The following is a 13,145-nucleotide window of genomic DNA, read 5'->3' on the forward strand; positions in this document are numbered from 1 at the left end:
GGACTAGGGACAGTGGAAGAGGTAAACGCAGCCGCAGCCGGGGATACGGTCCCGGAACGCCCCGATTTTCAAAGGGTGCTCACCGTCCTGGGGAAGCGTTACGAGCCGATTTCCTGCGACAGGTGCCAGCGGTGTACCTGCCCGCATGGAACGGAAATTCATACGGTTTTCCGGCAGTATCACTACTTTTTTCTGGGAAAGGATTACTGGGCCCTCAGAAAGCTCGATCTGGGAATAGAAGAGAGCGCGGCGGCCTGCAGAAGCTGTACCAGTATGTCCTGCATAAAGCAGTGTCCCCATAAGCTTCGAATTCCGGAGATTATGCAGCAGATCGAGAGGCTGACAAAGATACATATCAGAAACTCCGTGATTTAGTAAAAGAAAACAGATTGAGCCAATGAATAAAAGTACCTGATACCGCAGACCGGTTACACGGATTCTGCACATCAGGTACTTTGCTGGAACAGGACAGCTCTATTTTGTAAGTTTCCTGTTAAATGAATAAAGAACTGGTGGTGATATGGACATCACAGGGAGAATTTGATGCATTGAACCAAATCCCATTACTGCATAACACCATCTGCGCCGATCACATATCCGTCAATGGTGGTGTTTGTCACCATTTCCCCGGTATCGGTGCTGAGATAGTACCACTTACCGTCATTATCCTGAAACCACCCCGTCTCCATGAACCCGTTTTCATCGAAATGGTACCACTTACCATCTGATGGAGTTTTTGCCCAGCAGTTGGCAGCGAAGGTACCGTCGATTCTCCTGTATTTATAGCGGCCGTTTTCGTTGATCCACTTACCCTGAGCCTCTTCCGGAGAGAGCTGCATGGCTTCTTCCTGGTCATAGGCTGCCATGATGATCATGATGGTTCCGTTGCTCTTATAGTATCCTACACGCGTAAACCACGTATTCTGTACGGCTGCGACAGCGTCCTCCGTCAAATAGACGTAGCTTCCTCCCTCGTGGGCGGTTGCACGGATATAAGCGATATGGCGGATATTGTGTCCGGTAGCGGAGGCCAGAGAATAGACAACGGATAGGGAAACGCCATCGCCAAAATCGTAGGCCTTTTTCGCAACGCCGGTCAATTCAGAGTCGTAGACCAAATCGGAAACGCCCTTTTGCTTCCGGTAGGCATTCAAGTAGGCGACCTGATCATCCTGCCCGGAAGGGTAGGGGTTCTCAAGCGTCTTATCCGCGATATCGGAGATGACGCAGCCATTCTCATCAGTGGTATAGTTCTTGCCGTCGATCGTGATATTCCTGTTCTTCAGGACGTAATGCTGATAGCTGAACACATACATGCGGCCGTCTATGGTTTCCACGCCTTCGCCTTTGACCATACGTCCGCTGGACCTTAAATAAAAGGTGTAGCCGCCGTCTTCGAACCAGCCAGTCTGCATGATGCCGTTTTCATCGAAATGATACCATTCGGCTTCGACATACTTTCCATTTTTTTCATATACAGCAAGCCAGCGATTCTTCAAAAGTTCTCCAGTCCTGTTGATCGTACAGGTCCATTGGGAGCCGTTCTGGTTCCAAGTGATTTCACTCGATTCGTAAATGCCTCCTCCAAGGCGCAGCGGAGATTGATCCTTCGTCTGTGCAAATGCGGTCGTAACGCAGAGCAGGGTCATCATTACCGTGGTTAAAATCCATTTTAGTAGCTTTTTCATAATTTTTCCCGCCTTTCTGATTTATTAATTAGTTAAAGTATATCATAATCGGCAGGTACCATCAAGTTATATGGCAGTAGAAAAGCAGCAGTTGTAGTATGATTGGACGGAATGTATACCAGGTAAATCAAAGTGTAGAGCACAGCGCCGCCGCCCACAGCGATACACCCCAGCAGTACATAGTGACACAGGATAGCAGCTGAATGCCACGCCCCAGGATAATCAGGACACGAACCTTCCCGAATTATTTAGGCAGACTTATCTCGTCAGATACTGCTTATATTTCTCCCTGTCGCCTTCCCGGCAGCTGACTGTCAGGCAGACTCCATCTTCCTGAAACTCCCGGCTGTGAACCATGGCGCGGCTGTTTAAGTAGTGGACCACATTACCGTTCTCATAAGGGATCAGGAACTGGGCCTCCTGGTATTCAGAAAAGAGAATCTTCTCCATCATACGCATCAGCTCCGGGATTCCGATGCCGTATTTCGCCGACATATAGATCCGGTTATCCGAAATTTTAGGGAGCGTTTCCTCCTCCATAACGGAATCGGCCTTGTTCATAATATAGATCCTTGGAATATCACCGGCCCCCAGTTCTTTCAGTGTTTCCTCTGTTACCTCTATCTGTTCTTTGTAATGCTCATCCGAAAAATCCACTACATGAAGCAGAAGATCCGCATAACGTATCTCATCCAGCGTGGAGCGGAACGCCTTGACCAGGCTGTGGGGAAGACGGCTGATAAAACCGACCGTATCGGAGAGCAGGAAATCCTGGCTGCCGCTTAAGGATATCTTTCGAACAGTGGTGTCCAGCGTGGCAAACAGCATATCCTTCGCCATAACCATCTTTTCCTCTTTTCCGCTCGACAGTTCCACCAGTTTGTTCAGCAGCGTGGATTTGCCTGCGTTGGTATATCCGACCAGCGCGGCCTGCGGATACGTTCCCTGGGTCCGTTTTCTTCTCTGGACTTCGCGTTCCTGCTCCATCCGTTCCAGTTCGCGCCTCAGTTCGCTGATCCGCCCCTCGATTTTTCGCCGGTCCAGCTCAATCTGCTTTTCACCGGATCCCTTGTTGCTCAAGGAACCGCTGGCTCCGCCTTGGCGCCCCAGAGAGTCTCTGAGTCCCATAAGTCTCGGCAGCATATACTGAAGTCTGGCCGATTCCACCTGCATTTTAGCCTCTTTGGTCCGGGCTCTCCGTGAAAATATCTCCAGAATCAGGTAGGTCCGGTCCCATACCGGCACATCGATCTCCCTCTGCAGATTTTTAAGCTGGGAGGGAGATAAGGTATCGTTGAAAATGACATAGTCCACGCAGAGCGTCTCCACGGCTTCCCTGATCTCGCCAACCTTTCCCGAGCCGATATAGTAAGCGGCGTTAATACAGGAGAGATTCTGATCGACTCTGGCCACCGGATCCATATCGCAGGCCTTCACCAGATTATGCAGTTCTTTCATGGATACTTCAAAATCATTGTTTTGGTTTAAATGTACCCCAGCCAGCAGAGCGCGGGGTCTTATGGTTTCATTCTGTTGTTTCATATATTGTTCAGCCTCCTTGCTGCCGTTCCCATTTCTCACCGTCCTGGAAAGGAAAGGAGAGGGGCGCGGCGCAGCTTCAGGCGGCAAATTTATTTCCGCGGGCAGCGAGCCGGATCGATTTGGCTCTGTGCAGTACGCGGCTGTAACCGCCTGATTATAAACGGGTTATCATCCTGTTATTCACACATTTGAATCGTAACCGAATAAAAAAGCCTATCATTCCTGACATCATCGCGTACCTCCTAATCGTGATATTGGTAATTTCAGGTACAAAAAAAGAGATTGTATCCATGCCGGATCGGCAGACTAAGACACAAAAAAACTGTTCCGGTTATAAACATATATAAATAAACCATGCAAAACAAGCGTACCTGCGAATGGATACGGTACCGTGCCGTCATGGAATTTATACATGATCTCTTATAACGAACAGTCTTTACTATCTTAATCTAATAAACAATCTCTCAGACCTCTGATTTCTATAATTTTCTTTCTGTTGTTCCTGAAATTACCTAGCTTGATCATAATGGCTTCGCATCATTCTGTCAAGTGTTTTTTATCATATACAGGGAAAATGTGGTCTTCCTGATTTTTCTGTCTCCATCAAAGCCTGGGAAAAGGTAAAGGGACGCATTCTCAATGGGAGTGAAGATAATATTCCCTTCTACGTAGATGGGGTGATACAGTGTGTTGAAAAAGGAAAAATGCAGAAGGGATATGCAGCTACGGTTGTATAAGTATCAGGCCACAGGTGGATATTCCACTGCGGCCTGATTATTACTGTAATTCCAATCGATTCTTTTAAATGAAGGACATCTCAGTCCTCACGAAGCCGTACTTTATTCCGTGCACTGCGCCGGCGTTCATCTTCAAGAGCCGCGTAATGCTTCTTCGTCGTATTAACGTCGGCGTGTCCCAGCACATCTGCGACCAGATAGATGTCATTTGTCTCTTTATACAGATTGGTTCCATAGGTGCTGCGCAGCTTATGCGGCGTAATTTTCTTTAAAGGGGTCACGATCCGCGCGTATTTTTTTACCAGATTTTCCACACTGCGCACGGCGAGTCTCTTTCTCTGAAGAGAGAGGAACAGGGCCGATTCGTGGCCTTCCTCGGCAATGATCATTTTCCGTTCTTCCAGATAATCGTTAAGGGCGTCTTCAACCTCAGAGCCGAAATAAACGGTTACTTCCTTTCCGCCTTTTCTGTGAATGCGGATTCCGCCATTTTTAAAGTCTATATCATCAATATCCAGGCCAACGCACTCCGACACACGAATACCAGTCCCCAGCATCAGCGTCAGCAGAGCCAGGTCGCGCAGCTTCGTCTTATCGTGATAGCTTTTCTGTTTCTCTGTAAGCGCATCTCCCTTTTCTACCTCGTCCAGCAGAAGAGCTACTTCGTCCACGTCGAGACGAATAATCTCTTTTTCGTGAAGCTTGGGAAGCTGTACCAGCGCCGCCGGATTGTTTACAAGGCGTTCATTCCGGTAATAATAATTATAGAAGCTCTTCAGCGAAGAAATTTTTCGCATGATTCCGCGTTCTTTATTGGTGACTTCCTGATTTTTATCGTTAAAGCGGTATTTCAAATACTCCATATATTCTTCCATGTCCACAAGCTTTAAATTGTCGAGATGGTCCAGACTGATGTCTTTCATATCCATTTTCGCAATCACAGGGTTTTCCTTTAAAAGGAAATCGAAGAATACTTTTAAATCATACGCATAGGCAATTCTGGTCCTGGAGGAGGTGCGCGGCTCGATTCCACGAAAGAAATCGGCGCAGAAGGGCGGAAGTTCCCGGATCAGTTCCCTTAAATGTTTTACATTCTCGATATCTCTCTGCTGATGGTAGGAGAGTGTACTCATGATTGATGCCTCCTGATTCGTTCATGATTCCTTCATAATTTTTTATTCATGATTCTTTTATAACTTCCGTTGTGGATTTGCTGAGAATTTCCGGCCAGCCTTCAATATTTCCATCGACAATCGCATGGAAAAGACGATCTTTTACACCCGGATTTTCCCGTTCCAGTGTTTTCGTTATTTTTTTAACATATTCCCGTTTTGTATGGCCGTCCACTGGACACGGATTTTTACATACCGGTAAATTGTATTTGTTCTTAAAGCCAATTACATCGGCTTCCTTAACGTAAATCATTGGGCGAATCACAGTCAATCCGGTACGGTCCAAATACGTACTGGGAGAAAATGCGTAAAACCGGCCTTCATAAATTAATGACAATAACATGGTTTCGATCAGATCCTCACGATGATGCGCATAAGCAATTTTATTGCAGCCCAGCTTTATGGCCGCTTCATTTAAAGCGCCTTTACGTAGCTTTGCACAGAGCGCGCACGGATTGGATTCCTCGCGTGTGTCGAACAATATTTTTCCGATTTCCGTAGAAACTATCGTATAAGGAACTGAAAATCGCTCACAGAGTTCTTTAACAGGAGATAAGTCAAAATCTCCAAAGCCCAAATCTACTGTAATAGCGGATAATTCAAATTGCTTCGGATAAAATTGTTTTAATCCCTGTAAGGCATATAATAAAGTGAGGCTGTCTTTACCGCCGGATATACCGACAGCGATATGGTCGCCGTCCTCAATCAGATGGTAGTAGTCGATAGCCTGGCGGGTGAGACTGTATAGCCGTTGAAGTTTCATGTAAAATGGCTCCTTTATGTAATTGATGTAAAATGGCGCTTTTTAGCACTAACTATTCGTTAAAGAAGTGTTTCGCGCATAGTTGGAAATCGCTCTCTTTATCGTACCATGGTTTGGATTGGTTTTCAACTATACGTGGAAATAATTTTTTCACTATCTATAACTCTTTTTAATCACTATCGCCATCACCACTTCTGCTGGCTATTACTAAATACACCCAAGGATCCCGGTATGTTAATCAGAAAAAATATTCTATGGGTATAATGAATATTAGGGAAATTATGATAAAAGCGGTTAATGCAAAATCAGAGGGGCAACAAGTTCATCAAACACTCTAAACCTCTTGCCCCCCACTCAGCTATACTGTCTGGACACTCCCATTTTCATTCCACCCATCTATAACTCCGGAGTTTCTGATCTCCCCTTTGTTGCAGATACATGATTTCGATGGAATCCCAGGATTATCCCACACTGTAATTCTCCCATAGTTTACAAGAGTCCCATAATTTACCAGGATCATCCCGCCCGGAATAAGCAGCTTGGCATCTTTAGCAACAGTCAGTCTGTCGATGTATGTATCCTCGCCCAGGATGACTCTTCCCATCACCTCGTCATTGATGATGCCGTTCCAGTTTTCCTTGTCGAGCGTGTCTTCGATACTGCCCGTCACTCTTGCATTTCCATCTGGCGCGGTTCTGAATATGCCGCCAAAATCGCTTCCGCCGTTATTTCCATACCCCTCAACGACGCCTCCGTTAACCAGAATATGGACATTGTCACCGCCGATTCCGCATACTTTCGGCAGGGGTGGATTCGATCCGCCGGTGCTGCCGCCGAATGCCCTGACATGGCCGCCATTTATTGTAATCGTACCGCCGCTCCCCCACTGGCCGCAGCCGATGCCGTTGGAATTGCCCCAGCCTGTGCCGATGGCTTCCAGTGTTCCTCCATTGATCGTAATATTTCCCGCACCCTCGCGGAGTCCTCCACCGATCCCGGCAGCGTATGCACCGCCAACCGCTTTGATATTGCCCCCGTTGATCAGAATTTCCTTATAAGTACCACCAATTCCACATACGTGCGTAAAGCCTCCGCTTTCCTTCGTAATTTCCAGCTGTGCCGACTCTGCATTTGTAAGATTAATGCCACCACGAATAAAATTGATGCCGCGTAAGGTAATGACTGCTTTTCCATTCCTTATTCTCACACCGCCTCTATGTGTCTCGTCTGTCAGATTAACGTTCTCAAGGGTAATATGATACTCCTGATTCCGATTCATAATGATATCAGTTCCAGTTTCCTTCTCCGGTTTTTTATTTGATATAATTAACGGAATCTCCGTCAATATCTCAAGCTCTTTCTTTTCATCGTCGTAACAGTAATCTACATCTAACGCACCTCCCCGGACAATAAAAGCGCCCACCTGAGTCTCTTTGCCAACATTAGCCGTATTAATTTCGCTCATAATATACCTCCTGATTTCAGTTATATAGTTCCTCTCGTTTTGGGTCAAAAAAGCTGTAATCCATTAGATTTATTCTATTATACAGCAGCCTATCCCTGTTTTCAATATTTTGTTGTATTCGGGTATTATATGTTGCAAACAGGAATTATTGGGTTGCGGTGCCATCGAATCTGAATTATAATAGAAATGCAGACACCCATACTTCAGGAGGAAAAAGAATGAAATACCGCCGCTATACAGCACCGGAGGTTGTTGAACAAACACGGGAAGCCATTCATCTTTTTATCAGAAAACAGATTGATCCTTTCGTTGCGCTATTGGATGAAAATTTTGTATGGATTGGGGATTATGAGCCGCTTTATATGTGTGGAATTCCGGCCTTTCTGGAAAGTGTAAAAACAGAGATGCAGGAGCTTCCCGTTAATATCACAGAAGAAGAATATACGCTGCTGTCCCATGAACAGCACCTGTGGATCACGTATGGGCGGTTCACGGCGAACACAGGCGGGCTTGCGGCAAAGGTTCATTTTACCTTTGTCTGGAAACAAACAGGGAACGATCTTCTCCTGCTCCATGCCAACGCCAACCACGCCAAACCAATGCCGCAGGTTACCGCGCAGTCGAAAATCTTCGAGCTGCCGCCAGAGGAAAAAAATATCTCGAAAAAACAGGAAGCGAAACGGTTGATCCTTCGAAGCTTAAACGGAAGTATCCACTATCTGCAGCCAAAAGAAATACAATACATAAAAGTGGATAATAACATATGCGAAATAGTCACCCGGACCGGTTCCATCTCCTGCCGCATCGCTTTAAAAGAACTGGCAGCCCCTCCGTTTATACAGTTACACAAAAGTTATCTTGTAAATACCGCTTACCTTCAGGATATCTCCCGCTATCAGGCAACGCTCTCAAACGGGACGGTGCTGCCGATCGGAAAAGAGCGTTACATGGGTATAAAGCATTTTTTACAGGAATCGGTCCAGGATCTGATATAACTGCGGGATATCAATCGGTTTCGCCAAATGTTCATTCATTCCGGATTCCGTGGTCTTCTGCCTGTCATCTGCAAACGCATTGGCAGTCATCGCGATGATCGGTATCGTCCTGACATCCTGCCGGTCCAGCTCTCTTATTTTAACCGATGCAGTCCAGCCGTCCATCACCGGCATCTGGATATCCATGAAGATGATGTCATAATACCCCTCCGCGGATTGGCTGACACACTCCAGAGCCTCTTTCCCATTTGACGCCGTCTCCAGCTCGACCCCGGTGCGCCCCAGGATCTCTTCCGCGATCTCCAGGTTTATCGCGTTATCCTCTACCAGAAGAACGCGTTTTCCCACATGAGTCTTTATCTGTGTGCTAACTGGAACGGCCGCCTGCGGGTCGTGGTCCAGAAACCGCTTAAGCTTGTAGATCAGGCTGGTTCGGAATACGGGTTTGATGATAAAATCATTTACTCCGGCCTGTATGGCATCATCCATGCAGCCCGATATGTCGTAAGCGGTTGTTAGTATTAATGGAATCCGGGTCATCCTTGTAATATTCATCCACATGGTTATGATACAGAGCTTCATACTCGCTCTTTTCATAACCGATCAGACTGTAAAAGTAATCGTTTGCCCACAGTACAGTAAAATGTTTATCCAACAGATGCTTGCTGACACTGACATTCATACTGGTCATAAACGCATTATATTCGTAATCCATAACCTTATTTGCATAGTTTTTTATCACGATAAATCCTCCTCTTACCCAGTCGAACATCTCTTCTGTAAATACAGTGTCCATATGTATATCAACTATTATATTTCAGTTTAACACTATGACCATGAAAATGCAATCTGTTTGATATCACTTCATTTCCAGCCCTCAACCTTTTCAAAAAACAGATTTCATTTTTCAGAATTGCTTTGTCCGGTAATTTTTGACAAAAAGACACTTTTCCATTTTCTCATTCCATTCCATATTTTAAGCTCCCGGCCTTTCTCTAAGGCTGCTTTTACAGTCATAAAAAGCAGGCACTTATCATACCTGCTTCCATTTTCATAAAAAGGCAGTTCCAGCCTTCAGCCCAACCCCAATATCTCCAACAGCTCCCTGTGAGGCCGGTCAGCCTCCGCCTGGTAGATATTAATATGGTTCTGATCTCCGCTCCTGTCTGTAAACGCGGGGAAAAGGAAACCGCATTCCGGTTTTCCCGGCTCATATTCCCCGGTCATCGGGCAGATGGCGCAGATCATATATTCAAACACTTCCTCCGACTCCCACTGCCGTTCCCCGTCAGATCCCTTTGCCGGGATATCGTACCGGTCATGAAAGACCAAAATCGCGTATGCCGCATTTTTATGGTATTTTTCCATGACCAGGTCGTAAAATGTGTCCATCAGGGCATCGTTCTTTAAGCCGCACTCATTCATGGCCATAAGCAGCTGCCACATACTTCCCGGCTTTCGCATGCTCTGGGGAAACTCGTACTTCTTCAGATTAACATTTGTCGCAGAAAAAGGGATTTCCTTTGCCAGCTTCAGTTTTTTCGTTCTCTCCGGCGCGGATATTTTCAGGAAATTCGTATTGAAACTCCCCTCAAAGTCTCCGTCCCTGTCCACATAACAGCCCGCGATCCTCGTGAAGGATGTTCTTGCAAGGGTCATACGCCTTGTCAGTTCCAGCATATCTTCTCTGTTTATCATAATCTGTCTATTACCTTTCCAATGTCTTTCTGCCGTCTTTCTTCATCTGCATATATGCATCCACGAACCTGTCCCCGCCGCAGTCATCTGCCTTATGCCTTTACCGTAAACAACGGCTCCACTCTTGCCACCAGGCCGGCCATACCGTGGTCCTCATGGACCTTTACCACCTGGTCGATATCCTTATAAGCGTAGGGAGCCTCAGAACGTATGGATTCCTCCCATTTCTTCAGGATATCGCTCCGCCCTTTCAAATCGCTCCTGTTTGGATCGATGGGCGTTACAATGTGAAATTTCTTCATAAACTGCTGGAATTCCTCATCGCTGCCATGGATCGCTTCCCCTCTGGACAGCCTTCGGCCCGCCCCATGGCTTGCACTCCACAGCGCATCCGGATTCCCCATACCTCTGAGGAGATAGCTGGAGCTTCCCATGGAACCCGGAATCATCACCGGTTCCCCGTAATAGGCGAAGGGGGTTCCCTCCATCTCTTCCATGTCTCTGGCCGAACAGGCGCCCTTTCTGTGAATGTAATACTTCCGGCCTTCCGCCTCTCTCTCCCAGATAAAATTATGAGGCGAGTCGTACAGAAGCTTCATCCCAAAGGCGCGCACCGTATTTTCAACGGCATTCTGAAGCATCAGCCCCAGAAACAGCCGGTTGGCAAATCCAAAATTGGCGGCATTGCGGGTCGTATTGCGGAAACGGCGCCATTCCCTGTCCATTCCGCCTCTTTCCGGCAGAAGGTAAATCCCATTGTCCGGATGGGGAATGCCTTTCGGGTACAGTCCCTTCGTTATCATCTGGTTGATCCTGCCGCTCTGATGGCCGATCGTCAGAGAACCGGTATGTATCATAATAAGGACCGCGCCCTTCTTAATTCCCCAGGCGTTGGCGGTCTGCCCGTCATAGATCTCTGCCACGCGCTGCATTTCCACGAAATGATTACCGCCTCCTATAGAGCCGATCTGATCGTCGTAGGACAGGGAATGGGGATCCCCGGTAAAATCTCCCAGTCCTTCCGTGTCGCCGGCCTTCAGGCTTCCGCGAAATGCGGTGTACTCCAGCTCCTTTTCCTGTTCTTCCCGGCTGTAAAGCCTCCATATTCCTTTTCCCGCCGCCTCTCCTGAGGTCTCAAGCAGGCCAGTGAGGCCATTTTTCAGCATGGCTTCCCTCTGAATTCCATTCATGGCAATACCGCGGCCGCCTTCAAAGAAGATACGGCGGACCTCCGGCAGCAGGGAGGACAGCCTGCGCTCCAGTTCTTCCACCTTCAAATCCGTGGTATACAGCCGCATCCCGCAGTTAATATCATTGCCCATGGCCTGGGGAATCACGAATCCCTCCGTCATCAGCACCGTGCCGATGGGAATGCCTGCGCCCTTGTGAAAATCCGGCGTCACAGCGGCCCTTCTCACCGAGCTGTCCGGATTCTCAAAAAAGCCTCCCTCCGCCTTCATGCGCTCCACGGTACGTTCCATCTGCATCATACTTCTCAGCTCATCCACGGCTTTTTTATCCGGTTTCGTTCCCTCCGGAAGGAAGAGAGACACGCCGCGGGACTGGCTGTCTAATTCTAATTTAAGCTCCATACAATTCGCTTTCTAAACCTGTATTGTTCATGTGGTAAAAGGCACCGGCCATTACTGACCGATGCCCTGTTAAGTATTCCGTTTCTTCGTTTCTCCTAGCCCAGAAGTGTTTCCTTCTTATCCAGAATTGCCTCCGCGGCCGCACAGGCCGGACAATCACAGTACTTTGCTCCGGCTGCTTTGATCTCTCTTGCATGAGCCGCAACCGCCTTCGCCTTATCCGCACCGAAGACCTGAGCACCGTGCTCGGATTCTGCAAAACCGATCAGGCCGTCAATCGGCATAATATCCGCTTCCAGTTCCTCCACATACTTCCTGGTCTCTTCCGCTTCCCGGTCAGTTCCAACCGCATCAAGCCAGGCCTGGGCCGCTGCCTTTGCCTCGCCGCTGCATGACGGTGCACCCATTAAATCGTTCGTCTTCTCAACAACATAATCCAATACGTTTTTATCCATCATTGACGCCTCTCTTTCTTACAGAATTTTTCTATATTTTACCATAGTCATGCCATCTTTGCAATGTCACTGCTGCATTTCACTGATTTTCTGAATAGCCTGCTCCCTGGAAAGATACTGCTCCCACGCATACCCGTCCCTGGCCTTCGAGGTATCATAGACTGCATTTAGGGCCTGGCTGTATTCTTCACGGGACATCAGCGTGCCGTTCCATTCATACTGGTAGACCACATCCCCGTTTTCGTCGAATTCAAGCTTTGAATTGTCCTTTGCCCCATAGTAACCGCTGGCAACCGGCGATAACTGACCGTCTGTCATGGTGTATACCAGGTCATAGTAGCTGTCCATATTTCCCTCAGAATTGCAGAGAAGATTTCCCTTCTCAATATAGCTGAAATACAGCCGGTTCAGCTGGTTATCAACGACAGAGCCGCCGGCGTAAGCGGCAATCATACAGCCCACAGCCTCACTGTTTCCGATCTTTACAAGCTCTGGTATGTCGTCATCATTGAGATAGATCAGCTGATATCCAACCCACTCTTCTCCGTCCTGGGCCTGAAGATAATCGATGTACGCCTGCTTCCAACCGGCTGGCGCTTCATTCTTCTTTCCCGCTCCCAGAAATCCCAGTACGGATTGAACCGTCTTCTCTGCAAGTGCAGAATCGGCTGCCTCCGACAGCCCCTTTTCCAGGGTAAATGCGCCGCTTTCACTTCCGCTGTAGATTCTCACCTCGGAACGGCCGGCCTCTGTCCCGGACATCGGTAAATAGCTGCATATGATTATAATATCGTTGAAACCGTCGCTGTTATAGTCGGGGAAGGACACCGCCTCCACCTTTTGAAACCGTTCCTTTTCACGGTTATTATCCTTATATATGCCGTCCAGAACCGCGACAGTCCGATCGCCGTCCTTCAGCTCGAACCGTGCATCTGCGGTGGAATTCTCCCCTGCCTCCGGTTCATAGGAGACAAATGTCACCTTTCCCAAAGGATTTAAGTGCGCCTCAAACGTCTGTTCCCTGATGATCCTGTCTCC

12 protein-coding genes and 1 pseudogene are annotated in these 13,145 nt (G+C 47.7%); 2 read left to right on the forward strand and 11 right to left on the reverse strand.

The features are described from left to right. Positions 1-375: pseudogene (locus ACLTD4_RS29850) on the forward strand (aldo/keto reductase); the annotation flags it as partial. A gap of 188 nt (positions 376-563) precedes the next feature. On the opposite strand, the gene ACLTD4_RS29855 reads toward ACLTD4_RS29850, so the two are convergent. The 5 genes from ACLTD4_RS29855 to ACLTD4_RS29875 all read right to left on the reverse strand — a co-directional run bounded on the left by ACLTD4_RS29855 (position 564) and on the right by ACLTD4_RS29875 (position 7,367). Then, positions 564-1,688, reverse strand: coding sequence for a hypothetical protein (locus ACLTD4_RS29855; protein WP_117620692.1), 1,125 nt, complete (start codon positions 1,686-1,688; stop codon positions 564-566). Positions 1,689-1,946: 258 nt separating this feature from the next. Beyond that, positions 1,947-3,230: a GTPase HflX gene (gene hflX / locus ACLTD4_RS29860; protein WP_117620691.1), complete on the reverse strand. Its 1,284-nt coding sequence runs from the start codon at positions 3,228-3,230 to the stop codon at positions 1,947-1,949. Between the two features lie 817 nt (positions 3,231-4,047). Continuing rightward, on the reverse strand, positions 4,048-5,100 hold the full coding sequence (locus ACLTD4_RS29865; protein WP_002604058.1) for a tyrosine-type recombinase/integrase: 1,053 nt from the start codon (positions 5,098-5,100) through the stop codon (positions 4,048-4,050). Positions 5,101-5,146: 46 nt separating this feature from the next. Beyond that, complete coding sequence (locus ACLTD4_RS29870) at positions 5,147-5,902, reverse strand: ATP-binding protein (protein ID WP_117620690.1); 756 nt, start codon at positions 5,900-5,902, stop codon at positions 5,147-5,149. A gap of 358 nt (positions 5,903-6,260) precedes the next feature. Beyond that, on the reverse strand, positions 6,261-7,367 hold the full coding sequence (locus ACLTD4_RS29875; RefSeq protein ID WP_117620689.1) for a hypothetical protein: 1,107 nt from the start codon (positions 7,365-7,367) through the stop codon (positions 6,261-6,263). A gap of 218 nt (positions 7,368-7,585) precedes the next feature. On the opposite strand from ACLTD4_RS29875, the gene ACLTD4_RS29880 reads away from it, so the two are divergent. Then, complete coding sequence (locus ACLTD4_RS29880; protein ID WP_117620688.1) at positions 7,586-8,362, forward strand: LytTR family transcriptional regulator DNA-binding domain-containing protein; 777 nt, start codon at positions 7,586-7,588, stop codon at positions 8,360-8,362. On the opposite strand, the gene ACLTD4_RS29885 is transcribed toward ACLTD4_RS29880, so the two are convergent. From ACLTD4_RS29885 to ACLTD4_RS29910, 6 genes are all read right to left on the reverse strand, one after another. Continuing rightward, a complete protein-coding gene (locus ACLTD4_RS29885) occupies positions 8,333-8,851 on the reverse strand; it encodes a response regulator (RefSeq protein ID WP_181988546.1) in 519 nt (172 codons plus the stop codon). The two genes, ACLTD4_RS29880 and ACLTD4_RS29885, sit on opposite strands and share 30 nt — an antisense overlap. Next, the gene (locus tag ACLTD4_RS29890; protein WP_147342739.1) at positions 8,844-9,104 is read right to left on the reverse strand and encodes a hypothetical protein; all 261 of its coding nucleotides are present in this window, start codon (positions 9,102-9,104) and stop codon (positions 8,844-8,846) included. The genes ACLTD4_RS29885 and ACLTD4_RS29890 overlap by 8 nt, the downstream gene beginning before the upstream one ends. 332 nt (positions 9,105-9,436) lie before the next feature. Next, entirely contained in the window at positions 9,437-10,060 is a 624-nt protein-coding gene (locus tag ACLTD4_RS29895; protein WP_055652780.1) for a DUF4317 family protein, read from the reverse strand. A 92-nt stretch (positions 10,061-10,152) separates the two neighbouring features. Further along, positions 10,153-11,652, reverse strand: coding sequence for an RtcB family protein (locus tag ACLTD4_RS29900; RefSeq protein ID WP_117620686.1), 1,500 nt, complete (start codon positions 11,650-11,652; stop codon positions 10,153-10,155). 95 nt (positions 11,653-11,747) lie between these two features. After that, complete coding sequence (locus ACLTD4_RS29905; protein ID WP_117620797.1) at positions 11,748-12,107, reverse strand: molecular chaperone Hsp90; 360 nt, start codon at positions 12,105-12,107, stop codon at positions 11,748-11,750. A gap of 66 nt (positions 12,108-12,173) precedes the next feature. Beyond that, positions 12,174-13,145: hypothetical protein (locus ACLTD4_RS29910; protein ID WP_412331789.1), on the reverse strand; the 972-nt coding region annotated here is incomplete at its 5' end.

The organism is Hungatella sp., assembly GCF_046966825.1.

What these genes read in the sequence shown, in the direction of transcription:
- ACLTD4_RS29855 (WP_117620692.1), bottom strand. Translation starts at nt 1,688, where the DNA reads ATGAAAAAGCTACTAAAATGGATTTTAACCACGGTAATGATGACCCTG.
- hflX (WP_117620691.1), bottom strand. Translation starts at nt 3,230, where the DNA reads ATGAAACAACAGAATGAAACCATAAGACCCCGCGCTCTGCTGGCTGGG.
- ACLTD4_RS29865 (WP_002604058.1), bottom strand. Translation starts at nt 5,100, where the DNA reads ATGAGTACACTCTCCTACCATCAGCAGAGAGATATCGAGAATGTAAAA.
- ACLTD4_RS29870 (WP_117620690.1), bottom strand. Translation starts at nt 5,902, where the DNA reads ATGAAACTTCAACGGCTATACAGTCTCACCCGCCAGGCTATCGACTAC.
- ACLTD4_RS29875 (WP_117620689.1), bottom strand. Translation starts at nt 7,367, where the DNA reads ATGAGCGAAATTAATACGGCTAATGTTGGCAAAGAGACTCAGGTGGGC.
- ACLTD4_RS29880 (WP_117620688.1), top strand. Translation starts at nt 7,586, where the DNA reads ATGAAATACCGCCGCTATACAGCACCGGAGGTTGTTGAACAAACACGG.
- ACLTD4_RS29885 (WP_181988546.1), bottom strand. Translation starts at nt 8,851, where the DNA reads ATGGATGATGCCATACAGGCCGGAGTAAATGATTTTATCATCAAACCC.
- ACLTD4_RS29895 (WP_055652780.1), bottom strand. Translation starts at nt 10,060, where the DNA reads ATGATAAACAGAGAAGATATGCTGGAACTGACAAGGCGTATGACCCTT.
- ACLTD4_RS29900 (WP_117620686.1), bottom strand. Translation starts at nt 11,652, where the DNA reads ATGGAGCTTAAATTAGAATTAGACAGCCAGTCCCGCGGCGTGTCTCTC.
- ACLTD4_RS29905 (WP_117620797.1), bottom strand. Translation starts at nt 12,107, where the DNA reads ATGGATAAAAACGTATTGGATTATGTTGTTGAGAAGACGAACGATTTA.